Annotated in this window: 21 protein-coding genes, 2 tRNA genes, 1 other RNA gene and 1 pseudogene; 13 read left to right on the plus strand and 12 right to left on the minus strand. The window is 30.6% G+C overall.

Features of this window, described 5'->3' with window-relative positions; all coding sequences use genetic code 11:
• The first annotated feature begins 37 nt into the window (after positions 1-37).
• Genes glyS through ELQ16_RS04700 form a run of 3 tightly spaced genes read left to right on the plus strand, consistent with a single transcriptional unit; the run spans position 38 to position 3,812 of the window.
• Positions 38-2,038: a glycine--tRNA ligase subunit beta gene (glyS, locus tag ELQ16_RS04690; protein WP_134238416.1), complete on the plus strand. Its 2,001-nt coding sequence runs from the start codon at positions 38-40 to the stop codon at positions 2,036-2,038.
• The gene (locus ELQ16_RS04695; RefSeq protein ID WP_134238417.1) at positions 2,035-2,850 is read left to right on the plus strand and encodes a M23 family metallopeptidase; all 816 of its coding nucleotides are present in this window, start codon (positions 2,035-2,037) and stop codon (positions 2,848-2,850) included. Before glyS ends, ELQ16_RS04695 begins: the two co-directional genes overlap by 4 nt.
• Positions 2,850-3,812 (plus strand): SAM-dependent methyltransferase, encoded by a 963-nt coding sequence (locus ELQ16_RS04700; RefSeq protein WP_134238418.1) that lies wholly within the window; start codon positions 2,850-2,852, stop codon positions 3,810-3,812. The genes ELQ16_RS04695 and ELQ16_RS04700 overlap by 1 nt, the downstream gene beginning before the upstream one ends.
• Here ELQ16_RS04700 and ELQ16_RS04705 read toward each other — a convergent pair.
• Positions 3,793-4,809: a bifunctional 3,4-dihydroxy-2-butanone 4-phosphate synthase/GTP cyclohydrolase II gene (locus tag ELQ16_RS04705; RefSeq protein ID WP_134238419.1), complete on the minus strand. Its 1,017-nt coding sequence runs from the start codon at positions 4,807-4,809 to the stop codon at positions 3,793-3,795. The two genes, ELQ16_RS04700 and ELQ16_RS04705, sit on opposite strands and share 20 nt — an antisense overlap.
• 119 nt (positions 4,810-4,928) lie before the next feature.
• Here ELQ16_RS04705 and ELQ16_RS04710 point away from each other — a divergent pair.
• The 3 genes from ELQ16_RS04710 (at position 4,929) to ELQ16_RS04720 (ending at position 5,503) form a co-directional block, all read left to right on the plus strand.
• Positions 4,929-5,003 (plus strand) — tRNA-Gln (locus ELQ16_RS04710).
• A gap of 14 nt (positions 5,004-5,017) precedes the next feature.
• Positions 5,018-5,093, plus strand: a tRNA-Met gene (locus ELQ16_RS04715).
• A 179-nt stretch (positions 5,094-5,272) separates the two neighbouring features.
• On the plus strand, positions 5,273-5,503 hold the full coding sequence (locus ELQ16_RS04720) for an Arm DNA-binding domain-containing protein (RefSeq protein WP_134238420.1): 231 nt from the start codon (positions 5,273-5,275) through the stop codon (positions 5,501-5,503).
• 328 nt (positions 5,504-5,831) lie between these two features.
• Here the strand turns inward: ELQ16_RS04720 and pyrF are convergent.
• The 5 genes and pseudogenes from pyrF to ELQ16_RS04745 all read right to left on the minus strand — a co-directional run.
• Positions 5,832-6,509: pseudogene (gene pyrF, locus ELQ16_RS04725) on the minus strand (orotidine-5'-phosphate decarboxylase); the annotation flags it as partial.
• Positions 6,510-6,908, minus strand: coding sequence for a transcription antitermination factor NusB (gene nusB / locus ELQ16_RS04730; RefSeq protein ID WP_134238422.1), 399 nt, complete (start codon positions 6,906-6,908; stop codon positions 6,510-6,512).
• A gap of 8 nt (positions 6,909-6,916) precedes the next feature.
• On the minus strand, positions 6,917-7,381 hold the full coding sequence (gene ribH / locus ELQ16_RS04735) for a 6,7-dimethyl-8-ribityllumazine synthase (protein ID WP_134238423.1): 465 nt from the start codon (positions 7,379-7,381) through the stop codon (positions 6,917-6,919).
• A 12-nt stretch (positions 7,382-7,393) separates the two neighbouring features.
• Positions 7,394-8,200 carry a 3-deoxy-8-phosphooctulonate synthase gene (kdsA, locus tag ELQ16_RS04740; protein WP_134238424.1) on the minus strand — a complete coding sequence of 269 codons (807 nt, stop codon included), beginning with the start codon at positions 8,198-8,200 and terminating at the stop codon, positions 7,394-7,396.
• A complete protein-coding gene (locus ELQ16_RS04745; RefSeq protein WP_134238425.1) occupies positions 8,197-9,114 on the minus strand; it encodes a DMT family transporter in 918 nt (305 codons plus the stop codon). The genes kdsA and ELQ16_RS04745 overlap by 4 nt, the downstream gene beginning before the upstream one ends.
• A gap of 102 nt (positions 9,115-9,216) precedes the next feature.
• Here ELQ16_RS04745 and der point away from each other — a divergent pair, with 102 nt between their 5' ends.
• Genes der through ELQ16_RS04770 form a run of 5 tightly spaced genes read left to right on the plus strand, consistent with a single transcriptional unit; the run spans position 9,217 to position 15,689 of the window.
• The gene (der, locus tag ELQ16_RS04750) at positions 9,217-10,596 is read left to right on the plus strand and encodes a ribosome biogenesis GTPase Der (RefSeq protein ID WP_134238426.1); all 1,380 of its coding nucleotides are present in this window, start codon (positions 9,217-9,219) and stop codon (positions 10,594-10,596) included.
• A complete protein-coding gene (locus tag ELQ16_RS04755; protein WP_134238427.1) occupies positions 10,586-11,080 on the plus strand; it encodes a shikimate kinase in 495 nt (164 codons plus the stop codon). Before der ends, ELQ16_RS04755 begins: the two co-directional genes overlap by 11 nt.
• Positions 11,077-12,036, plus strand: a complete 960-nt coding sequence (gene trpS, locus ELQ16_RS04760) for a tryptophan--tRNA ligase (protein ID WP_134238428.1) — start codon at positions 11,077-11,079, stop codon at positions 12,034-12,036. Before ELQ16_RS04755 ends, trpS begins: the two co-directional genes overlap by 4 nt.
• An 11-nt stretch (positions 12,037-12,047) precedes the next feature.
• Positions 12,048-13,283, plus strand: a complete 1,236-nt coding sequence (gene serS, locus ELQ16_RS04765; protein WP_134238429.1) for a serine--tRNA ligase — start codon at positions 12,048-12,050, stop codon at positions 13,281-13,283.
• Between the two features lie 9 nt (positions 13,284-13,292).
• A complete protein-coding gene (locus ELQ16_RS04770; protein WP_134238430.1) occupies positions 13,293-15,689 on the plus strand; it encodes a lipopolysaccharide assembly protein LapB in 2,397 nt (798 codons plus the stop codon).
• 41 nt (positions 15,690-15,730) lie between these two features.
• On the opposite strand, the gene ELQ16_RS04775 is transcribed toward ELQ16_RS04770, so the two are convergent.
• The 3 genes from ELQ16_RS04775 to ELQ16_RS04785 form a co-directional block, all read right to left on the minus strand.
• The gene (locus tag ELQ16_RS04775; protein ID WP_134238431.1) at positions 15,731-16,360 is read right to left on the minus strand and encodes a hypothetical protein; all 630 of its coding nucleotides are present in this window, start codon (positions 16,358-16,360) and stop codon (positions 15,731-15,733) included.
• 136 nt (positions 16,361-16,496) lie between these two features.
• Positions 16,497-16,854: a transfer-messenger RNA gene (gene ssrA, locus ELQ16_RS04780) on the minus strand.
• A gap of 1 nt (position 16,855) precedes the next feature.
• The gene (locus tag ELQ16_RS04785; RefSeq protein ID WP_134238432.1) at positions 16,856-17,266 is read right to left on the minus strand and encodes a histidine phosphotransferase; all 411 of its coding nucleotides are present in this window, start codon (positions 17,264-17,266) and stop codon (positions 16,856-16,858) included.
• Positions 17,267-17,355: 89 nt separating this feature from the next.
• Between ELQ16_RS04785 and ruvB the strand changes: the two genes are divergently transcribed.
• Complete coding sequence (ruvB, locus tag ELQ16_RS04790) at positions 17,356-18,366, plus strand: Holliday junction branch migration DNA helicase RuvB (RefSeq protein ID WP_134238433.1); 1,011 nt, start codon at positions 17,356-17,358, stop codon at positions 18,364-18,366.
• A 9-nt stretch (positions 18,367-18,375) separates the two neighbouring features.
• Positions 18,376-19,419 (plus strand): AI-2E family transporter, encoded by a 1,044-nt coding sequence (locus tag ELQ16_RS04795; protein ID WP_134238434.1) that lies wholly within the window; start codon positions 18,376-18,378, stop codon positions 19,417-19,419.
• Here ELQ16_RS04795 and ELQ16_RS04800 read toward each other — a convergent pair.
• From ELQ16_RS04800 to ELQ16_RS04810, 3 genes are read right to left on the minus strand one after another with little or no spacing between them, the layout of a single operon-like run.
• Entirely contained in the window at positions 19,411-20,085 is a 675-nt protein-coding gene (locus tag ELQ16_RS04800) for a tetratricopeptide repeat protein (RefSeq protein WP_243832588.1), read from the minus strand. The genes ELQ16_RS04795 and ELQ16_RS04800 overlap by 9 nt on opposite strands.
• Positions 20,082-21,911, minus strand: coding sequence for a dynamin family protein (locus ELQ16_RS04805; protein ID WP_134238435.1), 1,830 nt, complete (start codon positions 21,909-21,911; stop codon positions 20,082-20,084). The genes ELQ16_RS04800 and ELQ16_RS04805 overlap by 4 nt, the downstream gene beginning before the upstream one ends.
• Positions 21,901-24,096 (minus strand): dynamin family protein, encoded by a 2,196-nt coding sequence (locus ELQ16_RS04810; protein ID WP_134238436.1) that lies wholly within the window; start codon positions 24,094-24,096, stop codon positions 21,901-21,903. Before ELQ16_RS04810 ends, ELQ16_RS04805 begins: the two co-directional genes overlap by 11 nt.
• Between the last annotated feature and the right edge of the window lie 3 nt (positions 24,097-24,099).

A 24,099-nucleotide genomic window follows, 5' to 3' on the forward strand; every position in this document is an offset into this window, starting at 1 on the left:
GAATAATGCGTTTAATTCCACATATAAAGAGAAAATTATGGATAATAAAACTTTACTCATAGAAATTGGCGTTGAAGAACTTCCTGCTATCCCTTTACTCAAAGAACTTCCAAATATCAAAAACAAATGGCAAGAACTCTTAAAACAATATCATTTAGAAAGCGAATTTGAATTTTTTTATACTCCAAGACGCTTGGTGCTTTTTCATTCTGATTTTAAAGAAAAACAAGATAATAACTTTATTGAAATCATCGGAGCACCAAAAGCCATAGCTTATAAAGATGGAAAACTTACCAATGCTGGACTTAGCTTTTTAGAAAAGGCTGGTATTAGCGAAAATGAGCTTGATTTTAAAGAAATTAAAGGTAAAGAAGTTTTATATCATCAAAAAGAAATCATCGGACTTGCAAGCACTCAAATTTTGGGCGAAATGATAGAAAAATTCATCAAAAGCCTTCATTTTGGCAAAAGTATGCGTTGGGGTGATAAAGACTTTGAATTTATCAGAGCCATAAGATCTTTAGCTTGTATTTTTAGCGATCAATTAGTGGAATTTGAAATTTTTGGGGTTAAAAGCGCCAAAAAGACTTTTGTGCATAGAAGCGTGAGTTATGATTTAATGGAATTTAAAAACACTCAAGATTATTTTGTGCTTTTAGAAAAAAATTATGTTTTATTAGATCCAAAAAAAAGAGAAGAAAAAATTTTAAAAGATTTTAAATTCATCGAAGAAACACAAAAAATTACCATCGCTCAAGATGATGAATTGCTCGCAGAAGTTGTGGCAATTACTGAATATCCTAAAGCACTTTTAGGCAATTTCGAAAAAGAATTTTTAGAAATTCCAAGCGAAGTTATCATCACTTCAATGAGAGATAATCAACGCTATTTTGCGGTTTTTAACAACAATAATTTAAGCAATCATTTCATTGTTGTTAGTAACGCAGTGTGCGAGGATTACTCAAAAGTCATACATGGCAATGAAAGAGTCTTGCGTGCAAGATTAAGCGATGCTATGTTTTTTTGGCAAAATGATTTAAAACACGGGCTAGAACCAAGCAAACTTTCTAAAATGACTTATTTTGAAGGCTTAGGAAGTATGCAAGATAAAAGTGAACGCGAAAAAGAAGTTGCTAAAATTTTATGTGAAATGTATCGCAACGACAAAAAAGAAGAAATTCTAAAAGCAATAGAATACGCAAAAGCGGACTTAGACACTCAAATGGTTTATGAATTTACAGAACTTCAAGGCATTATGGGCTCTTATTATGCCAAGACTATGGGCTTAAGTTATGAGCTTTGTTTGGCACTTCGCGAACAATATCTTCCAAATTCAGACAAATCAGAACTTCCAAGTACTGAATTTTCAAGCATTGTAGCTTTAGCTAATAAAATCGACACTCTCATGGGTCTTTTTGCTATAGGAAAGATTCCAAGTGGAACAAAAGATCCTTACGCTTTGCGTCGTGCAGCAAATGGAATTATCAAAATCGCTTTAAAAATAAACAAAGCCTTTGAACTTGATTTTCTTTTAAATCATTTAGCAAAAAACTATCCGCGCTTTGATATCAACGCACTAAAAGATTTCATCTTAGAAAGATTATATACATTTTATGATATTAATGCTTCTTTCGTTAAAGCAGTTTTAAGCTCTAAAAATAGTGACTTGGTTTATATTGATAGTTGCATTAAGGCACTTATAGAAATAAGTAAAAAGGATGATTTTGGAGAAAATTTTAGCACCTTTAAGCGCCTAGCCAATATTGCAACACCAAATGAAGCCAAAATCAATGAAAGCTTATTTACCCATAAAGCCGAAAGCGATCTTTATGAAAAATTTAAAACTTGTTTAACACATAATAGAACAAAAGAAATTTTAGAGTCACTATTTGCTTTAAAACCTCAAATTGATGCATTTTTTGATGAAGTTATGATTAATGTTGAAGATGAAAAATTAAAAACAAATCGTCAAGCTTTAATCTATTGCATCTATAAAGAATTTTTAAAAATTGCTGATATTAAAGAGCTTAGCTTATGAGAATTTTTCTTTTACTTTTTGCTTGCACTTTAATTTTTGCACAAGATATTAATTTAACTAAAGGGCAAGCACTTTTTTTAAATTTCGAAAAACAAGATCTTTTAAGCATTCAAAGCAATGGTAAAAAAATTAATTATTTTAATCATCCTAAAGATCAAAATACGGTTACAACCATCATCGCCATACCTTATAAAAGGCCTGAAAATAAAATCATACAAGCAAGGTATAAAAACAATAAAACCATAGAATATAAGATTTTGTACCAAGAAGGCAATTATCAAAAAGAAAGATTGCAAGTTGCTAAAAGCAAGGTCGCTCCGCCAAAATCCGTTCAAGCAAGAATAAAAAAAGAATTTCAGGAAGCAAATAAAATTTATCAAAGCTATACCTCAAAAGCTTTATTTAATGCGGATTTTATCATGCCTTTAAATAGCACCATTACAAGCGATTTTGGCAAGGCTAGAATTTTTAATAATACACTTTCGAGTTATCATAGCGGGACTGATTTTAAAGCTGCGGCAGGAACTCCAATTTATGCTACAAATTCAGGCATAGTCAAAATTGCAAAAGATCGCTATTATGCTGGAAAATCTGTTGTCATAGATCACGGACAAGGAATTTTTTCGCAATATTATCATCTTGAAGAAATCAAAGTCAAAGTTGGTCAAAGAGTTAAAAAAGGCGAACTTATAGGGCTTAGTGGCTCTAGTGGAAGAGTGACTGGACCTCATTTACATTTTGGAATTTTAGTCAACAATACCCAAGTAGATCCTTTAGATTTTATTCAAAAATTTAACACACTTTATCAATAATGTTAAAATTTAGTGAATTTTTTAATCAATGGCTTCATCAAAACTATTATAAAAATGCGGTTTTGGTAGGTAAAAAAGGGGATTTTTACACAACTGTTAGCGTTGGATCTTTATTTGGTGCTTTGCTTGCTAAACATTTTCTAAATTTAATAGATAAAAATTCCATTCATTTGCCTATTAGCATTATAGAAATAGGTGCAAACGAAGGTTTACTTATGAAAGACTTTATCAGTGCTTTACTTATTTTAAGACCTTGTATTTTTAAACACATTGAACTTTTTATCCTAGAACCTCATGAAAAATTGCAAATATTACAAAAAAATACTTTAAAAGATATAGAATTTAAACATATAAAAACACTTCAAAAAAACCAATTCAACAACGCTTTTTTCTTCTGCAATGAACTTTTTGACAGCTTTACTTGCGAATTAATTGATGGCAACAAAATGGCTTTTGTAAATGAAAATTTTCATTTACATTTTGCCAATGCGGATAAAAAATTAATAGAAAAATGCGAAAAAATAGGACTTGCAAAAGGAGAATTTTCACCTTTTTTGGAAGATTTTTTAAATGCCATTAAGCAAAGTGCGAAAAAATTTATTTTTTGTACTTTTGATTATGGAGTTAAAGCTGCTAATTCTTTTAGCTTAAGAATTTATCAAAACCATCAAATTTACAGCCCTTTTGAAGAAAATTTGAAAAACTTTTTTGGAAAAAGCGATATGACTTATGATGTAAATTTTTCGCATTTATTTTATATTTTAAAAGAGTTAAATATGGAACTTTTAGAGTTTAAAAAACAAAATTTAGCTTTTATTGAATTTGGCTTAGAAGAGCTATTAAACCAAATTCAAAAAGAAAATCCACAAAATTATACTTATTTTTTACAACAAAGCAAACATTTAATGTTTGGTTTTAATGATAAATTTCATTTTATTGAATTTAAACATTGTAACTATTAATATTCAACCCAAATCCCTTTAGTCCAACAAATTCTTTATCGCAACTTTTAGATAAAAGCTTAATTTCTTCTATATTAAAATACCTTAAAATTTGTGCACCAATACCATAATTTTTAAACTGGATAGAACTTGTTTTTTCACCTTGCATAAAAATAATTATTCCACCATTTTTGTGTAAAAATTCAATATGCTCTAAAAGTTCACTAAATTTTTGCGAAGTTAAAAGCTCAAAATCACTCCCACTAATATGAAATTTCACATTTTCACTCCTTCTTAAATTTCCAAAACAAAAAGCAATATGTTTGACTTGATTATGGTCCTCAAAAATGTATTTTTTAGCATCAAAATTTGCAATTCTTGCATCTGAGCACTCAAGCAAAGTAATCAAACTCTCATGTTTTAAACGATATTCTATAATATCAGATACGGCAATCATATTAAGATTGTGCTTTTGACAAAAAAGCTCTAAATCTGCTCTGCGTGCCATATCTCCATTTTCTTTCACCACTTCACAAATCACACAAGCGGGTTTAAGTCCAGCCAAACGGCACAAATCCACAGTTCCTTCAGTATGACCCGTTCTTTCTAAAACGCCACCTTTTTTTGCTATCAAAGGATTAATATGTCCAGGCCTTACAAAATCATTCGCATTAGCCTTATCATCAGCAAAAATCTTTATTGTCATATTTCTTTCATACGCGCTAACACCTGTTGCAGCATCTTTTGCATCAACTGTAATAGTAAAAGCTGTTTCGTGATTTGAAGTATTTTTTTGCACCATAAGAGGCAATTCAAAATGTTTAGCTAAAGCTTCATCTAAAGCCACACACACAACCCCCCTAGCCTCACTAATAGCAAAATTTACCTTTTCTTGAGTACTAAATTGTGTAGCAAAAATCAAATCTCCTTCATTTTCTCTATCTTCAGCATCAACCATTATTAACATTTTTCCTGCTTTTAAATCCTCTATTGCTTCATCTACGCTTATAAAAGCCATTTTTTATCCTTAAATTTGTAATTTTTACCAAATTATAATCAATTATTCTTGACAAAAAAATTAATTTGCACTATAATCACATTTCTAAATTACTTATAATGCGATTAACACAAAATTATTGGGGTATCGCCAAGCGGTAAGGCAACAGGTTTTGGTCCTGTCATTCAGGGGTTCGAATCCCTTTACCCCATCCACATTATCTTATTATCGCGAAGTAGAGCAGTGGTTAGCTCGTCGGGCTCATAACCCGAAGGTCGGGAGTTCAAATCTCCCCTTCGCAACCAATGGACTTATTTTGATTAATTTCAATTTATTCTAACTCTTTTTATTTACCTATAAAATAAGGCTTTGTTAGATACTAGATTATTTTTAATTTATTTTAAATTTACTATACTTAGAAATATTTTTTATTGACTTTATTATTGTTCTTGATAAAATTTACTATTGATCTAAAGGAATAAAAGTGCTAAACGATACCAAAATAAAGGCTTTGAAAGCCAAAGAGAATAAATATCATATTGCTGATTTTGATAATTTACTTCTTTGTGTTTATCCAAGTGGTAAAAAAACTTTTATGTTTAATTATAAATGCCCTAAAACTTTAAAATACAAAAGACTAACTCTAGGAGAATACCCAATTCTAAGTCTTACCAACGCTAGAAAGCAAAAAGATAATTTAAAAATTCAGAGATGACTTAAAAATTCTATGTAAAATAGAATCATTTAATGAAAGAAATAGAGCACTTAGATATTTTTCGGTCTTGGTATCAGCTCTGCAACAAACAATATCAAAATAGAAATAAAAAACAAACACAACAATCATATTTCCAATTTTAACTACTAGTAAAAATACCAATAAGAGTTTTTGTCTTTAATGGCAATGCTAAAAATACACTTGAGGCAAGCATATAAAAAATCATATCGCATATAAAATATAATTACATCAAAACAAATAAATAAAATTGCTACTTAAATTTAATAAATTTCAAGCGATTTCAAACCAAAATTTTAAAGAGAAACTAAATCAAAGTAAGGATTTTTTGACAAAGCTCTTTAGGATTTTGTGCTCTATAAATAGGTCTTCCAACTACTATAAAATCACTTAAATTTTTTCTAGCTGTTGCTAAATCAGCTACGCGTTTTTGGTCATTGCTTTCTTCGCCAAAAGGACGAATGCCTGGTGTTAGAGTAAGGAAATTTGAATTGGTATTTTCTTTAATTTTTTTACTTTCAAAAACAGAGCAAACCATACCATCAAGTCCATTTTCATAACTCATTTTAGAAAAATGTATCACCGCTTCATCAATATTTTGTTTATAAATACTATAGAAATTTTCTTCATCAAAACTTGTTAAAGCTGAAACCGCCAAAACCAAAGGTCGCTTGGAAAGTTTATTTAACCTATTCATCACTTCTTGCATAGCAACTTTCCCAGCACTTGCATGGATATTAATCATATCAACACCCAATTTTGAAATTTCCTCACAAGCATCAGCCATAGTATTTGGAATGTCATAAATTTTAAGATCGAGAAAAATTTTAAAATCATCGATTTTTTTTAACTCCTCTATGATTTTAAATCCATCCCTTAAATAAGTTCTCAATCCCACTTTTAGCCATAAATCTAAGCCTTTTAAATGCTTTACAAGGTCTAAACATTCCCTAGAACTTGCAAGATCAAGTGCCACACAAAGCTTCATTTATAAATCTTTCTTTAAGGCATCTAAAACGCCATTAATAAACTTAGGTGCATTATCACTACCCAATTCTTTAGCAAGCTCAATGGCTTCATTGATTACAATAGCCTTATCTGTCTGGCTAAACAAAAGCTCATAAGCTCCGAGTCTTAGAATAGATCTTTCTATAATGCCAAGTCTTTGAAGCTCTTTTTCATTTAAATACATACTTAACTTTTTATCAATAGTTTCCAAATTTTCGAAAACTCCTTGATAAAGACTTAAAGTAAAATGCTTTTGCTCGTTACGAATTTTTTTTTCATCTAGAAACTCTTCTACGAAATCTTCACGAGCAGAATGATTTAACTCTTTTGCATAAAGCAGAGAAATTACACTCTGTCTTACCTGATGTCTTGTTGCCATTTTATTCCTTAAAATTTCTTAGTTAAATCAAGCATTTCTATGATAGTAGTCATCGCTTCAAAGCCTTTATTTCCTACTTTAGTCCCTGCTCTTTCTATGGCTTGTTCTATAGTATCGGTTGTCAAAACACCAAAACTTACAGGAGTGTTATGATTTAAACTTACATTGGCAATGCCTTTAGTTGTTTCTGCCGAAACATAATCAAAATGCGGAGTTGATCCGCGAATCACTGCACCCACGCAACAAATCGCATCAAATTTTTTACTTTCAATTGCTTTTTTTAAAGCATATGGAAGTTCAAAAGCACCTGGAACTAAAATAAGGCTTAGATTTTCTTCTTTTCCACCATGTCTTAAAAAAGCATCTTTTGCGCCTTCTACTAATCTATCTGTAATCAAGTGATTAAATCTTGCATTGATAATAGCGATTTTCTCATCACCCTTTAGTTGTAATTTTCCTTCAATTATAGTCATTATTTTTCCTTTTTATTTTATGATATTTTGAATTTCTAAAAGTGTTTTTACGCAATTTTTAAGGCGTGTAAGATCAAGCATATTAGGTCCATCACATAAAGCCTTGCAAGGATTAATATGTGTTTCAAAGAAAAAGCCATCTACGCCTACTGCGGCTGCGGCTCTTGCCAAAGGCTCTACAAATTCACTTTTTCCGCCACTACTTCCACCTGCAGCCCCAGGCATTTGCACGCTATGCGTCGCATCAAAAATCACAGGTGCAAATTCACGCATTATCACCAACGAACGCATATCTACAACTAAATTTCCATAGCCAAAACTAGCCCCTCTTTCAGCCACAAAAACCCCATTTTTATCTGCTACTTCATAACCCTCTTCTTCTACGCCACGCGTTTGAAGTATTTTTTTAACGCTATATTTAATATCGCTTGGATTTAAAAATTGACCTTTTTTGATATTAACCTTTGCTTTTGTTTTGGCCGCTGCGACTAAAAGGTCTGTTTGGCGACATAAAAAAGCAGGAATTTGCAAGACATCAGCCGCTTCACTTGCAGGAGCTGCTTGAGTGCTTTCATGGATATCAGTTAAGATTTTCATACCAAATTCATCTTTTACGCTTTGTAGAATTTTAAGTCCTTCTTCAAGCCCAGGCCCACGAAAAGAATCAATGCTCGTGCGATTTGCCTTATCAAAACTTGATTTAAAATAAAATTCTATATTTTCATTTTCATTAAATTCTTGCAATTCTTTTGCTACCTTAAAAACCAAATCCTTATTTTCTATCACGCAAGGACCGGCGATTAATATCATTTTTTTCATTTATTTCCTTTATTTCTTACTAAAATTAATCCGCCAAAAACGATGCCTATTATACCTAAAAAAACCATAGCACTTGGTAAATTATCTCCCAAAATTATACCCACCACCAAGCTAAAAACCACATCAAGATAACTCACGCCCGCTACAACTCCTGCTTGCTTGGCTATACCATAAGACTTTGTGATATGAATTTGATAAAGAGTTCCAAGTGCGCCCACAAAAAGCAAAAGTAAACTAGCTTTCAAAGAAGGCATTACAAAAGGTGCTATTAAAAAATCCAATTCTTTTATTTCATAAAAACTTCCGATAATCATCGAAAATAAAGGCATTAAAGTCCCAATAAATATAAAAGAAAAAGCAATGAGTTCTGTAGGATAATATTTTCTTAACTCTCTAACACTAGTAAGTGCTAAAGCAGCAAAAAATCCACTCAAAATTCCTAGTGAAGAGTTTTTTAAATCAAAGCCCGAATGCGTAGAAGTATCTGCCCAAGGTTGAGCGATTAAAAGCACTCCGCTAAATGCAATTAATATTCCCACCCAGCCTTTAAATCCTATATTTTCTTTAAAAATCACAAATGCAATAAGAGTAATAAAAATAGGTGCAGTTTTTTGAAAAGCAAATGCCCCGCCTAAAGAAATATGGGAAATATTATAAAAAAATAAATAAAGCGACAAAGTCCCAGCAACTCCCCTAAAAATCAAAAGCCATAGATGTTTGCCTTCCTTATGAACTTTGCTTTTTCTCATCATAAAAAGCAAAACCATTACCCCAATAATATTTCTAAAAAACATAATTTCAATTGAACTCATTTCTTTGCTTAAAATTTTAGCACAAGCACCCATTAGTGCAAAATCAAGACAAGCTAAAATCATAAAATAAATTCCCAAATTATGCTTAATCACTCTAAGCATCTTTTTTCCTTGATTAAATTCTGGCTAATTCTAGTCTTTTTTTGCTTAATTTTAAGGCAAATTTTATATAATTTTTCTTTAAAAATATAATTTAGGATAAAAATGCAAAGCATTATACTTATAGGCAAACCAAATGTGGGAAAATCAAGCCTTTTTAATAGAATAGCAAAACAAAGAATAGCCATTACAAGTGAAATTTCAGGCACCACAAGAGATACAAATAAAACAGAAGTGCAAATTAATGACAAAAAAGCCTTGCTTATAGATAGTGGCGGACTTGATGAAAGTGATGAGCTTTTTAAAAATGTTAAAAAAAATACTTTAAAAGTCGCCAAAGAAAGCGATATTATCCTTTATTTAGTCGATGGAAAATTAGCTCCCGATGATGAAGATAGACATTTTTTTTATTCTTTAAAAAAATTAGGAAAGCCTATTGCCTTAGTGATTAATAAAGTAGACAACAAAAAAGATGAAGAAAGAGCGTGGGAATTTGCAAATTTTGGAGTAAAAGAGATTTTTAATCTTTCTGTTACGCATAATGTCGGACTTGATGAACTTTATATTTGGCTTGAAAAATTTTTAGATGAGCAGTTTTTAATCGCTGATGAAGAAGAGAATTTAGAAGATTTTTTAGAGCATTATGAAGAAGGAAAAGAATTTAATTTTAAAGAAGTCAATCAAAATCACATAAGAGTAGGTATTGTAGGGCGTGTAAATGTAGGAAAATCGAGCCTTTTAAATGCTTTAGTAAAAGAGGAAAGAAGTGTAGTAAGTAGCATTGCTGGCACAACTATTGATCCTGTAAATGAAAGCATTATCCATAAAGATAAAATGATAGAATTTGTAGATACCGCAGGCATTAGAAAACGCGGTAAAATTCAAGGACTTGAACGCTTTGCACTCAATAGAACAGAAAAAATTTTAGAAAAATCCCAAATCGCACTTTTAGTTTTAGATGCTAATGAAGGTTTTAATGAATTAGACGAAAGAATAGCCGGACTTGTGGCAAAGCATTATTTAGGCGTTATTATTGTGCTTAATAAATGGGATAAAACCGAGTTTGAATTTGACAAAGTAGTAAAAGAATTAAAACTGGATCGTTTTAAATTCCTAGCTTATGCACCTATTATTAGCGTTTCAGCTTTAAGCGGAAAAAGAGTACATGTATTGCTTGATAAAATTTTAGAAGTTTTTGAAAATTTCACGCAAAAAATCCCAACTTCAAAACTTAATGATTTGATAGCCCAAGCTACAAAAGCACATCCTTTACCACATGATTATGGAAAATTAGTAAAAATTTATTATGCAGTACAATATGACTTAGCGCCACCAAAAATTGCTCTTATTATGAATCGCCCCAAGGCTTTGCATTTTAGCTATAAAAGATATTTACAAAACCAAATCAGAAAGAAATTTAATTTTGAAGGTGTTCCTTTAATCATTGCTTCACGCAAAAAAGGCAACAAAGATAATGATGAATAAAAATATCATTTTTACAGGCTTTATGGGTAGCGGTAAGAGCACTATTGCAAAGGCTTTTGCTAGAGAAAATGATCTTGTTTTTTTAGATAGCGATGATTTAATTGAAGCTAAATTTAATCAAAAAATTGTAGAAATTTTTAAAGAAAAAGGTGAGGAATTTTTTAGAAAAGAAGAGCAAAAAATGGCAGATTTTTTTTGTTCTTGCAAAGGTGCTTCCATAGCAAGCGGCGGAGGATTTGTAAATGTTTTAGATTTTGAAAAAATAGGCTTTTGTGTGTATTTAAAGGCTTCTTTTTTATATTTACAAAAACGCTTAAGCAAAGATGAACTTGCTAAAAGACCTTTGTTTAAAGATGAAAATAAAGCAAAAAAATTATATAATGAAAGATTAAAAATTTACGAAAGTAAAGCAAATTTAGTGCTAAATGTAGAAAATAAAAGTATTGATGAACTTATAAAAGAAATAAAAAAGGTAATATCATGAGAGTATTAACAGGACTTCAGCCTAGTGGGGATTTACATATAGGCAATTATTTTGGTGCTATAAAGCAAATGATTGAAGCACAAAATGAAAATGAAATGTTTATGTTTATTGCAAATTATCATGCTATGACTTCAAGTCAAGATGGCGAGAAATTAAAACAAAATTCACTAAAAGCCGCAGCAGCTTTTTTAAGTCTTGGTATAGATCCTAATAAAAGTGTATTTTGGCTTCAAAGCGATGTTAAGGAGATAGTGGAGCTTTACTGGATCTTGTCACAATTTACACCTATGGGTTTATTAGAACGCGCACATAGTTATAAAGATAAAATAGCCAAAGGCTTAAATGCTTCTCATGGACTTTTTTCTTATCCTGTTTTGATGGCGGCTGATATTTTACTTTTTAATACGCAAATTGTTCCGGTTGGAAAAGATCAAATTCAGCATGTTGAAATCGCACGCGATATAGCTTTAAAAGTCAATAATGAATGGGGTGAAATTTTTACCCTACCTCAAGCTAAGGTAAATGAAGAAGTAGCTGTTGTAGTAGGAACTGACGGGGCTAAAATGAGTAAATCTTATCAAAATACCATTGATATTTTTGCCACAGAAAAAATTTTAAAAAAACAAATTTCATCCATAGTAACCAATAGTACTGCTTTAGAAGAGCCAAAAGACTGGCAAAATTGCAATGTATTTAAAATCGCAAAATTATTCTTAAATGAAAGCGAGCAAAAAGCTTTGCAAGATCGTTATGAAAAGGGTGGCGAAGGCTATGGGCATTTTAAAATGTATTTAAATGAATTAATCAGTACCTATTTTAATGATGCTAAAAAAGAATACGAAAGATTACTATCAAATCCTCATGAAATCGATGATGTTTTGCAAATGGGCACAAAAAAAGCAAAAGAACAAGCACAAAAAACTATGCAAAAAATTTATGATAAAATAGGATTATAAAAGGAGAATTGATGTTGGATTTAAAAAATTTACAAAACAATTTTGAAGAAATTGCAAAAAAATTAAAAACAAAAAAAGTGGATGAAAAATTATTAAAAGAATTGAATGATATTTTTATTCTTTTAAAAAAAGAAAGAGCTATATTAGAAGAATTTCAAGCCTTTCAAAATAAATTTAGCAAAGAGCTTGCTAGTACAGATGACAAAGAAAGCTTAAAAGCAAAATTAAGCGAAAATAAGATTAAAATCAATGAGCAAAACAAAATAGTGAGTGATTTAGAAAATAAACTAGAAAAAATTGCAAGTGCCGTTCCAAATATCCCTGATGAGTGTGTTCCTGTGGGCGAAGATGAAAATGAAAATGTTGAAATCAAAAAGGTTTTAACGCCTCCTCAATTTGATTTTACCCCAAAAGAGCATCATGATTTGGGTGAAAGTTTAAATTGGCTTGATTTTGTGCGTGGGGTTAAAATTTCACAAAGTCGTTTTTGCGTACTTAAAAATGAAGGTGCTTTGCTTAGTCGCGCTTTGGTAAATTATATGATTGATTTTAATAGAAGTCGTGGTTTTGAATTTGTCAATGTACCTTTTTTAGTAAATAGCGAAACAATGTTTGGCACTGGACAACTTCCTAAATTTAAAGATGATATGTATAAGGTCGAAGATGAAGATCTATATCTTATCTCCACTTCTGAAATTCCTGTGACAAATCTTTATAGTAGTGAAATCTTAACAAGCGAAAGTTTGCCTATAAAAATGACTTGTTATAGTGCTTGTTTTAGAAAAGAAGCAGGAAGCGCGGGACGCGATACAAGGGGCATTATCCGCCAACACCAATTTGAAAAAGTTGAGCTTGTAAGCATTACAAAACCCGAACAAAGTGATAGCGTTTTTAATGAGATGGTAGAATGCGCGAGTGATTTGCTAAGCTCATTAGGTTTAGCACACAGACATTTGATGCTTTGCACTGGTGATTTAGGCTTTAGTGCAGCAAAAACAATAGACCTTGAAGTATGGATACCATCGCAGAATAAATACCGCGAGATTAGTTCTGTTTCAAATTGTCGTGATTTTCAAGCAAGGCGTGCAAAAATTCGCTATAAAAACGAAAAAGGTAAAAATGAACTCGTGCATACTCTAAACGGCTCTTCTTTAGCAGTTGGTAGAACTTTAGTAGCAATTATGGAAAATTATCAAGACAAAGAAGGTAAAATCACTATCCCCGATGTACTTAAAAAATATCTATAGGTAAAAACCATGGCAGAAGAAATTATTCTCAAAGAAGATGATAGCAAACAAAACGAACAAGAAAACCTCAATCAAACCGTTGAAAATTCAAATCTTGATGAACAAGAAGAAATGTTTGAACTTGGAAAAAACGAAGAAGGTGCTCAAAACAACAACGAAACTCATCAAGCTACTTTTGAGGAGCAAAAAACCAATAATTCGTGGCTTAAAGGGAAAAAATTTATTGTTTTATTAAGCATTTTATGTGTAGTGTTAATAGCATTACTTATTTTTGTTTTCTATCTCTTTTTTGGAAACAAAGAAGAAAGTTCTAAAATTGTCTTAACGACCCCACAAGCCCAAATTCCGAAAGATAATTTTTCTGCCAAATTTGAAATGCAAAAAATCGAAGATATGGTGCAAAAAGCAAACGCCCTTTACCTTAAAGGAGAAATCGAACAAGCTTTAAAAGTATATGAACAAATTGCAGTTTATAGTGAAGCCATTTCAAACTACAATTTAGGTGTTTCTCAAATGAAACAAGCTAATTACGCACTAGCACTTGAAAGCTTTAAAAAAGCCATTGCGAGTAAAGAAAATCAAACTGTGGCAGCCATCAATGCAGCTGTTTGTGCTTTGCATTTAGGTAATGAGAAACTCTTTCAATATTATATTGATTTAGCTTATGTGTATTTATCCAATGAGGGAGATTCTAAGCTTTTTAATTATTATTTAAGTTTAATTAATTATTACAAGGGTTATTATCTAGAGTCTCTACAAATGCTTCAAAAAACACAAGTTGAACCTTACACAGATAATGCTAAATATTTGGGTGCAAAAATTTATGCACAAATAAATTTAGATAAACAAGCTATTGCAAATTTACAAGAACAAGAAAGTTACGAAGCAAGTTTGCCTTTAGGACTTTTATATGCAAGAATGGGTGAATGGGATAAAGCAAAACCAGCTCTTGATCGTGCTACAAAAATCGACGCATTAAGCAATCAAGCCCTAAGTGCACTTTCTTTAGTAGAATTAAAAACCGGAATGTATCAAAATCTTATTACAAAAATAAGTAATAAAAATAAAGCAGAACAAGCACAAATTTTAGGCATTTACAAAATCAAAACTGAACTTAAAAAAGAACTTTTTAATATAAGCATTGCACAAAGTAAATTTACAAAAGACTTCTTAAGTGATTTTCACAACCAAGCCGATCTTTTATTTTATTTTGCTCCTTATCAAGTTTTTGATTCTTCTCAAGCTTTTGACTATATCAACAAAGCTAATGCCACAGCTTTTTTAGAAGATGAGCAAAGTAATAACTCATATTTAAATAAAGGCAATGCCCTATCTTCAATAAATGCAAAACTTGCTAAAATCATTATGCAAGCCTTTAATTATAAACTCAGAGACGCTAACGAAGCTTTTAAAAATTTACTTCAAAATCACAAAGAGCACAGTGTTTTAAATTATAATCTTGCCTTATCCTATGCACAATTAAAAAATTATGACCAAGCGTATAAATACTTTACCACAAGCTATCATTTAGATCCCACAAATTATACCGCTGGTGCATTTGCAATACTGAGTGCAAAAATGATAAAACAAGACTTCACAAAATTGAATAATGAAATTTTAGAAAATATCAATGCTGATTCAAATTTTAATTCTCAAATATCAAGAAATATTATTTTACTCGCAAATAACGACTATGCAGCAACACTACCTTATTTAGATGAAGAAAATCAAAGCAAAAATCCATTAAATTTTATTTTTAGAGCTATTATTGCTAAAAATAATAACTTACACAATCGATCAGACCTTGAAATTGCTAATTTAAAAAAAGCCTTACCAAAAGACATCATAGCAAATATTTTATTCTTTAACTCCCAAAATTCAAATTTAAATATTAAAGAATATGCCAAAAATGCTCAGCTTTATTTCCAGAATAGTTCGCTTGATTATAATGCTTTATTTGGTGGTGCTAGTGTGGTTTTGGAAAACTATGTCACACTCATGCAAATTACCGGACTTTTAAATCAAGAAAGAGAAAAACTCAAACATCAATTAAGTATCAGTAAAGAAAATTCACAAGGTATTACTTTAGCTTTAGCCTATATGGATATTTTTGCAAGACAATTTCAAGAATCTTACGCACTTTATAATATACTTATAGATGAATACCAAATTAAAGATTCCAACACCTTATTTTTAGCTGCCGTAGCCGCAATAGGAGCCAATAATCCAAATTCAGCGGTAGCACTTTTAGAACTAGCAAAATTACAAAATAATCAAAATCAAGAAGCAAGAGTAGCACTAGGCTTATTGTATCATCAACTTGAAAATTACGAACCCGCTTTATACCAATACGAGCGTATAGAAAATAATTTCAAAAGTAAATTTTTTACCTTCGATATCAAATAAATTCAAACCTAGAAAACTAGGTTTGAAAAGCATTACAAGGATCAAACTTTTACATCAAGAGTTTTTCCACCAAGCTCATCGATTCTAGCACTAACTTTTTCTATAGCTTTAGTGATGGTATCTTGGCTGATTTTTGGAAGCTCGCCACCCCACAATTTTTCGGCTTGCTCAAACCCCATTTTCATACCTTCAAAACCTTTTTGTAATTTTTCAAGATTATCTCCTGCACCTTGAATAACAAAATCAGCTATCCTATTTGCAGTGTTTTCAACTCCAAAAAACCCCTCTTCGCTTACTAAAGCGTTTAATTCATCAGGATTCATAGTGAGTATATCCTTGCCGTTATAGCCAATAGATGAAAAATCAATTCCTTGCAATATCGTACTTGCTTTTTGCATTAAGTTTGCATCAAAAATTCCAGAACTTCCGCTCTGCGCTTTTAAATTACCAAAACTTGCATTAAGCACTTGTTGATTAAATTCCATCAAATAAAGCGTACTAATACCCTTACCGCCTAAAGAATTTAACTCTTCTAAAGTCTTTTTATCAATATTAGAGCTATATTTTGCACTTTGAGTATTAATACTACTTGTACTCTCCTTTTTGGAATTTAGATCTTTATTGCTAACCTGTGTCTGCGTTGCACTATTTGCATAAGTATTTATTTGCATCGCTACTCCTTTTATTGTGAGGTAAAATTCATATCGGTTATTTGATTATTTTTTTGATATAAGTTTTTTCTTTAAAAAGTGTTATTTTCTAAAAGTAACAAGAATTGAAGATTTCTAAATTGTATTTTAAAAAATATGGTGGAAGCGAGGGGAATTGAACCCCTGTCCAAAAATAACCCCACAAAGACTTCTACATGCTTAGCAAAGGTGAAAATTTCATCTAGCCAAACTCACCTTCCAAAATTTTAAGCTAGACTAAGACTTTAATTTCAACTAAAAGTTGTCAATTTTTAATCTACACTATCAAAAATGACCAAAAATTAAGCTAGATAGTATCACTTAAATTTCGGGCTCAACTGAACTTACGCAGCTTTAGCGTAAGCAGGAGCGAATTTAACGTTGTTTGCGTTTAATTTTATGTGGGCTTTTTACGCTTTGCCCAAAGCGACATGCCATCTAAGCAGACTTACTCCTGTCGAAGCCAAGTCGCTCCCATTATTTGGAAATAATACTTGGAACATTAACAATTAAAGGATTAAAAACAGCTAAAACAGAGTCATCATTTTCGTAAGATTGGCAATACTTTTCAAACTGATCGCTCATCAAAAGCATCCAATCTGTAAATTCATCGCTCGCAGGACCTTCAAAACGATTTGCTTGCGCCATCATTTCTTCACAAAATACACAAAAATCAGTCACTTCTTCAAGATTAAGCCTTCTTGCAGCCCAAGCAGTATTATGTGCTAAAGTTTCAAGCTCTTTTATGGCCTCTTTATAACGCACACTATCACTTCCAAGCTTGATGATTAAAGGTTCAAATCTATCGCACATCGTCCTAAAAAATTGCAAAAATTTTTCTATATCATCAATCTCATAGTCTAATTCTAGTTTTGTTAAAATTCCCATTTTTAAACCATGTTGTTAAAGTTTAATGCAAATTCTAGCAAATTTTGGATAAAATTAAAATTTTTTAAAACAAAAATTGATGGAAAAAAATGGATAGAATTGTAGAAATTGAAAAATATTCTTTTGATGAAACTTATGAAACAAGTCTAAGACCATCTAGTTTTGATGGTTATATAGGTCAAGAAAATATCAAAAAAAATCTAAATATTTTCATAAAAGCCGCAAAAAAAAGAAATGAATGCTTAGATCATATATTATTTAGCGGTCCTGCAGGACTTGGAAAGACAACTCTAGCAAATATCATTTCTTACGAAATGAATTCAAACATCAAAACAACAGCCGCACCCATGATAGAAAAAAGTGGAGATTTAGCTGCAATTTTAACCAATTTACAAGAAGGAGATATTTTATTTATTGATGAAATTCATAGACTTTCTCCCGCAATCGAAGAAGTGCTTTATCCTGCTATGGAAGATTTTCGCCTTGATATTATCATTGGTAGCGGTCCTGCAGCACAAACAATAAAAATTGATTTACCAAAATTCACACTCATAGGCGCTACAACTCGTGCTGGAATGCTTAGCAACCCTTTACGCGATCGCTTTGGTATGCAATTTAGACTTGAATTTTATAAAAATGAAGAATTGGCCATCATCTTAGAAAAAGCCGCGATAAAACTAGGTAAAACTTGTGACAAAAAGGCTTCTTTAGAAATCGCTAAAAGGAGTCGCTCTACACCTAGAATCGCCCTTAGACTTTTAAAAAGAGTTAGAGATTTTGCCGATGTTAATGATGAAGATATAATTAGTGAGAAAAGAGCCAAAGAAGCATTAGATTCATTAGGAGTAAATGAGCTTGGTTTTGATGCGATGGACTTAAGATATTTAGAGCTTTTAACGGATGCAAAAAGAAGACCAATAGGACTTTCAAGCATAGCAGCAGCGCTAAGTGAAGATGAAAATACTATCGAAGATGTAATAGAACCTTACCTGCTTGCTAATGGCTACATAGAACGCACTGCTAAAGGACGCATTGCGAGTAATAAAAGTTACAATGTACTTAAACTCAATTATGAAAAAACTTTATTTAATGACGACTAGGAGAAAATTTTGAAAAATGGAAAAATATTTTTTATTGTTTTTGTTTTAATCGTGCTTTGTTTATTGCTGTATTTGTTTAAAAGCTTTTTGATGGTTATTGCCATTGCGAGCTTAATGGCTGTGGCTACTGCAAACATTAATGCTAAATTTTTAAGCCTTGTTAAAGGACGGAAATTTTTAGCTGCAGGACTTACGACAGCTTGTATGGTTTTGCTTTTCTTTGCCCCTTTTGTTTATGCTATGATAGAAGTGGTTAGGGCTTTAAAAAATTTTGATATCAATATCGTTACCTCAACGCTTGATTATATAAAAAATTATCAATTTACCCTACCAGAGTCTTTAAATTTCTTAGAACCAAAAATTAAAGAATTTTTAGCCAATATTGATTTAAATCAACTCTCCAAACAAGCCTTAACTTATGTTTCAACTTTTACAAAATCAAGTGCAAAATTTTTAGTAGATATGGCATTAATTTGTATTTTCTATTTCTTTGCAAATCTTTACGGAACCGAACTTATCATCTATCTAAAAAGTATCATACCTATAGAAAAACAAGAACTTGATGAAGTTTTAAGCGAAGTGGGCAATGTAATGGCTGTAGTGCTTTATTCTATGGTAATCGTAGCCATCTTACAAGGTGCACTTTTTAGCATTATCGCAGCATTTTATGGCTATGATGCCCTACTTATGGGCGTTATATTTGCGGTAAGTTCGCTTATACCGGCTGTTGGAGGAGGTTTGGTTTATATACCTGTGAGTATTTACGAATTTGCCTCAAATGGTCTAAATTCTGCCTTAGTAATTTTAATTTACTCCATCATTGTCATTTCATTTATTGCAGATACCTTAGTCAAACCATTAATTATCAAATGGATCAACGAAAAACTTGTCAAAACTCCAACAAATATCAATGAACTTTTAATCTTTCTATCAATGATAGCAGGTATTTCAAGCTTTGGATTTTGGGGAATCATTTTAGGTCCTGCAATTTTAACTTTTTTTATTTCTACAATCCGTCTTTATGTAATACTCAAACAAAAAAATTTAATTTAGCAACCTATACGCCGCACAAGCTTGTGTATGTGAGCCATCACAAGCTTTTCCTAAATATCTCTTGGCTAGTTTATCATCTTTTTCTTTGATTTGATAATAACACCCTAAAATGTAACAAGATTCCAAAAAATCAAATTGGCAAGATTTTTTATAATAACTTAAAGCCAATTTTAAATTTTGTCTTACAATCAAACCTTGCTCATTTAAATTTGCAAGTTTGTAACAAGCAAAAGAATCTTTCAATTTGCATGACTTTTCATAAAAATACAAAGCCATTTCTCCATCTTTTTCCTCTTCATATAAAGAGGCTAAAGCATTGCAAGCTTGTGTATGAGCTAAATCACAGGCTTTTTTATGAAAAAGTTTAATTTCTCGTTTCTCATCTTGCAAAAGTGCCAAATTAAAACAAGCACTTGAAATTCCTTTATTGCAAGCAAAATTATAGTGCGCCTTTGCCTTTTGCATATCTTGTTTAACCCCATAAGCATTTTCATACATCAAAGCTAAAGAAAAACAGGCTTTTGCATTATTTTTTTCACATAAAGCAGAAAAAATTTCAAAGGCTTCTTGATAGTTTTTTTCTTCGTATTTTTTAAAAGCAGTGGAAAAATCATTAGCTAAACCAAAAACACCTACGCAGCAAAATAACAATATCTTCTTTATCATAAATTTTTAATTTCCTCTTCTAATTTCGAAACTAAATTTAAATGCTTTTCAAAAGCATTTTTGCGTGTTTTTATTAACTCATATTTTTTAGAGATAATTTCTTGAAATTCTTCAAACATTTGTTTATAAATTTTCAACATTATAGGTTTATTGATGAGTAAAACTTCAAACTCATGGACATTAAGCTCGGTTAAAACTCTTTCATAAATTTCACTCATCTTAGGATAAAAAAGAGAAAATTCAGAACTATCAAGCTCATATAACTCCTTACTTTCATTGATTTTGCGGCTGAAAAAACTTAAACTAATTTTAGTGGCATTTTCATAATTTGCCAAAGCTTTCAAATTTAATTTTTCAAAAAACAAATCAAGCTCCAAACATTTCTTAAACAAACACTCTTTAAAATCTTTCAAAAACAACTCATCGCTTGCATTACAAAAGGTTCTAAGCTCTGAAAATTCTATATCGCTTTGCAAGTCATTATCTTTTTGAATATTGGCAAATTCAGATCTAAAAAGCATAATATCTTTTTGAATTTTTTCATAAGCAAGATTTAAATCCTGCTTTAAAATCTCAAAATTTTTAGAAATTTCATTTTTCATTTTTTTAATTTCTTTACTCATAGAATCTGAATTGTAAAACATAGCCAAAAAAGCATCATCGCTTGCTATAAACGGGGTTTGATAGTCGTATTTTACATATAAATTTTTAGAAAATATTTTTTGTGATTCTTTATAATAATGCGCCTTTTTTTCTTTCACAGAAGATAAAATTTCTTTTGAAATTCTGTTGCTTAAAGATTTTAAATTCTCTAAAATTTGATGATTTAAAATATTGATTTTTTGCACTAAATTTTCGTTATTTTCTTCAAGCAAATTCTTAAACCGCGAAAAACAAAATTCAAGTTTTTCAAAAATTTTTCCAAACAATTCATACTGAACCCTTAAAATTTCACAAAGCTCTAAAAGTTTTCTTTTTGCAAATTCTTGCTTTAGAATTTTTTTATCCATTTTTTCTAAATATTCTAATAAAAGTGTAAAATTTGAAAGCTCGTAAGTTTCTTTTTCCTTAGCTTGTTTGCAAGAAATGGCAATGATTTTTTCAAAATACTTTCCAAACACAGAATTTACATAATTTAAAACATTATCAAGCTCGTCTTGAGTGAGTTTATCTTTTTGATTTAACACGCAAATTGAATGATGCTTTAAAATAGGCAAATGCGCCTTAATCGCATCTTCTTCGCTTTTTTTACCTGCATTATCAATCAAGCTAAGCCAAATCAAAGAATGAGTATTATAAAGCTCGCTAAGCGTTGTATTGCTATCCATTTCATTGGCATTAAGACCTGGAGTGTCGATTAAAGTTATATCCTTTAAAAGCTCAATAGGAGCAAAGATATGCAAGCTTTTGGTTTGTTTGATATCTTGCCTTTGATCGGTGTATTTTGCAAGTTCTTCTATATCTGCAATCACATCGCTGCCATCTTCAAATTCAACCCTCAAACAATACTCTTTAGCATAACGCAAAAAGGTGGGTTTAAAAGTTACAGGGACAACACCTGTTGGCAAACAATCTTTTTGCAAAATAAGATTTAAAAGACTAGATTTTCCACTTGAAAACTGCCCAACAATTCCTATATTAACAGCTCTATCAAGACTAGAAATGATATTTTGCGATTCTTTTATAAAATAAGAGCTAGGATGCATACTAGGATCGTTTAACTGTGAAATGATTTTTTGAATTTGCCCTTTAAAACTGTCATCATATTCTTTGCAATACGCTTCTTTATAACTTTTAATAAAATCTTGTAAAATACTAATTTGCATTAATCAAATCCATTCTTAAAGCTTCTAAACACTTAATCTTTTCTAAATTTTTTTCATATTTTTCAAAGGCATTTGCATCTTTTGCTTGCGTATTGTTTAAAAGCTCATTAAAATAAGCCATTTTTTGCTCTTGCTCTTGCTCATAGAAAGACATTTTTGAATTTAAAAATTCCAAAAACTGTGAGTTGATATTTAACTCTTTTAAAATCTCATCAATTTTAAAATTTTCAAAAGAAAGATTGATAAATTTTTCAAGTTTTGGCTCAAGAGTGAAAATATCTTTATCATCTTCTAGAATTTTTTGAATTTCTAACTTAAATAAGGCGTATTTATCATCTGCAAAAATATTTTCAATGCTCTTAGAAAGCTTAGTTTTAAACTCTTCAAAACCATTATCAAAATCATCTTTTAAAAAAGCATATTTTGCGCTCAAAGCTTCTTTTGTGCTTTCGATATTTTTAAAATTCTCAAATTTTATCTCTCTTAATACATCATTAATCCCATCTTTAACTGTAATATCAACGATACTCATAAGTCTTGAAAGATTCATTTTTTGCTTTTTAGAATTTGTATATTTTAACTCATCGATCAATCTTTCTTTAAGTTTTTTTGCTAGTAAAATCATAAGTACTTTTACATCATTTGCGCCATTTGTGCTTAATTTAGCAACAAGTTGCGCGGTATCTTTTTTTGCTTCTTCTAAATTTTTCTTTTCTTTTTCATAATTTAAAAATAATTCTTGATTTTGGGCATTTAACTGGTGCTTTAAGGTATTAAATGCTTGGTTTTGCAAGTGATATTTGGTGATTAAATGAGTGATTTCTAAATTCAGTTCTTTTTTATAAGCTTCTAAAGCTAAAGCAACCTTGGCGCCTGAATACAACTCATTAAAAAGATAATTTTCAAGCTCTAAAACACCACTCTCTTTTAAAGAGCTTTCATCTGCCACGCCTTGGTAAAAATCACTTGCTTTTTTTGCACTAATGCTTAAAAAATCTATTTTTTGGATAAAATTCTCATCAAATTCCAAAGCTTTAAGTCTTGATTTTAAAGTTTGTTTAGTGTAGTCTATAACCTCATCTAAATCCTTAGAATTAAGCAAATCGGCCTTTGTTAAAACCACTAAAAGTTTAGAAACTCTTGAATTTAGCAAACAATCAAGCAAAAACTCAGTATCCTTTTGCGTTAAACTTTGAGATACATTCATTAAGTGGATCAAAAAATCACTCTCTTTAATATACTCATTAGTCACTATCTCTCGTTGCACCATCACATCATCAAGACCTGGAGTATCAACAATGCAAATATTATTTTTTAAAAATTCCAAAGATGCGTTGATTTCTATTTTTTTAATTAAAGCTGAAATTTGATTTTTCGCACTAGTAAAATTTTTAAGCTCTAAAAGATCAATTTCCTCACTTAAAGAATCCTCCTTGATATAACTTTGAATATCAAGCTTAGAAGAAAGCTCAGTTACAAACTGCTTCATTTCAGCGCTAAATTTAGAACTCGCTAAAATATTTTCCCACTCTTTAATGCTCCAAAAATAAATTTTCGCCTTATTATTCTCCCCATATTTTAATAGGGTTAAATTTGCAGTTTCTGGGATATTTGAAACACCCAAAAAATCTTTTTTAAGCAAAGCATTTAGCATACTAGATTTTCCCGAATTCATCACTCCAGTTACTGCGATAATAAAATCAAGCTTAGAAAATTTATCTGCCATTAAACGCAATTTATCTTGAGTGCCTTCATCATCGCACAAAGCGCAAAGCTCTGCATTAATATGATTTAAACCGCTAAAACTATTTAAAACTTGTTCTTTTCTATCAATTTGCCCAAGCTCTAAATTCTCCAAAAAAGTCAATAAAATGGAATTATCATTAATAGCGTTTAAAATACTTAAAGCTTTTATTAAATCAGATTTTGAAATATAAGATTTCATTAACAAATTTAAAGAACACACTTGGGCTAATTCTATACCATAAATATCTACTCTTAAATGAATTTTTTTAAATATATTTTGAAATTCTTTTAAGGCTATATATTTTTCATAATTTTCAGAATTCACAGTTAAAATGATAGCAATTTCAGCCAAATCTAAAGTATTTTTATCATCAAACTCAGCACTTAAATCTAAAAAAACCAGATTCTCTTGCCATAATTCTTGTAGAAGTTTTAACATATG

The organism is Campylobacter sp. US33a, assembly GCF_004378855.1.
In the GTDB taxonomy this organism is placed as follows: Bacteria; Campylobacterota; Campylobacteria; order Campylobacterales; family Campylobacteraceae; genus Campylobacter_D.

Bases quoted from the DNA above. Each gene is read 5' to 3' on its own strand.
- ribH (WP_134238423.1), bottom strand. From the start codon at position 7,381: ATGACTATAATTGAAGGAAAATTACAACTAAAGGGTGATGAGAAAATC.
- ELQ16_RS04705 (WP_134238419.1), bottom strand. From the start codon at position 4,809: ATGGCTTTTATAAGCGTAGATGAAGCAATAGAGGATTTAAAAGCAGGA.
- der (WP_134238426.1), top strand. From the start codon at position 9,217: ATGCAAAGCATTATACTTATAGGCAAACCAAATGTGGGAAAATCAAGC.
- ELQ16_RS04695 (WP_134238417.1), top strand. From the start codon at position 2,035: ATGAGAATTTTTCTTTTACTTTTTGCTTGCACTTTAATTTTTGCACAA.
- ruvB (WP_134238433.1), top strand. From the start codon at position 17,356: ATGGATAGAATTGTAGAAATTGAAAAATATTCTTTTGATGAAACTTAT.
- glyS (WP_134238416.1), top strand. From the start codon at position 38: ATGGATAATAAAACTTTACTCATAGAAATTGGCGTTGAAGAACTTCCT.
- ELQ16_RS04775 (WP_134238431.1), bottom strand. From the start codon at position 16,360: ATGCAAATAAATACTTATGCAAATAGTGCAACGCAGACACAGGTTAGC.
- ELQ16_RS04770 (WP_134238430.1), top strand. From the start codon at position 13,293: ATGGCAGAAGAAATTATTCTCAAAGAAGATGATAGCAAACAAAACGAA.
- ELQ16_RS04700 (WP_134238418.1), top strand. From the start codon at position 2,850: ATGTTAAAATTTAGTGAATTTTTTAATCAATGGCTTCATCAAAACTAT.
- ELQ16_RS04745 (WP_134238425.1), bottom strand. From the start codon at position 9,114: ATGCTTAGAGTGATTAAGCATAATTTGGGAATTTATTTTATGATTTTA.
- ELQ16_RS04810 (WP_134238436.1), bottom strand. From the start codon at position 24,096: ATGTTAAAACTTCTACAAGAATTATGGCAAGAGAATCTGGTTTTTTTA.
- ELQ16_RS04800 (WP_243832588.1), bottom strand. From the start codon at position 20,085: ATGATAAAGAAGATATTGTTATTTTGCTGCGTAGGTGTTTTTGGTTTA.
- kdsA (WP_134238424.1), bottom strand. From the start codon at position 8,200: ATGAAAAAAATGATATTAATCGCCGGTCCTTGCGTGATAGAAAATAAG.
- nusB (WP_134238422.1), bottom strand. From the start codon at position 6,908: ATGGCAACAAGACATCAGGTAAGACAGAGTGTAATTTCTCTGCTTTAT.
- ELQ16_RS04785 (WP_134238432.1), bottom strand. From the start codon at position 17,266: ATGGGAATTTTAACAAAACTAGAATTAGACTATGAGATTGATGATATA.
- ELQ16_RS04805 (WP_134238435.1), bottom strand. From the start codon at position 21,911: ATGCAAATTAGTATTTTACAAGATTTTATTAAAAGTTATAAAGAAGCG.
- trpS (WP_134238428.1), top strand. From the start codon at position 11,077: ATGAGAGTATTAACAGGACTTCAGCCTAGTGGGGATTTACATATAGGC.
- ELQ16_RS04755 (WP_134238427.1), top strand. From the start codon at position 10,586: ATGATGAATAAAAATATCATTTTTACAGGCTTTATGGGTAGCGGTAAG.
- serS (WP_134238429.1), top strand. From the start codon at position 12,048: ATGTTGGATTTAAAAAATTTACAAAACAATTTTGAAGAAATTGCAAAA.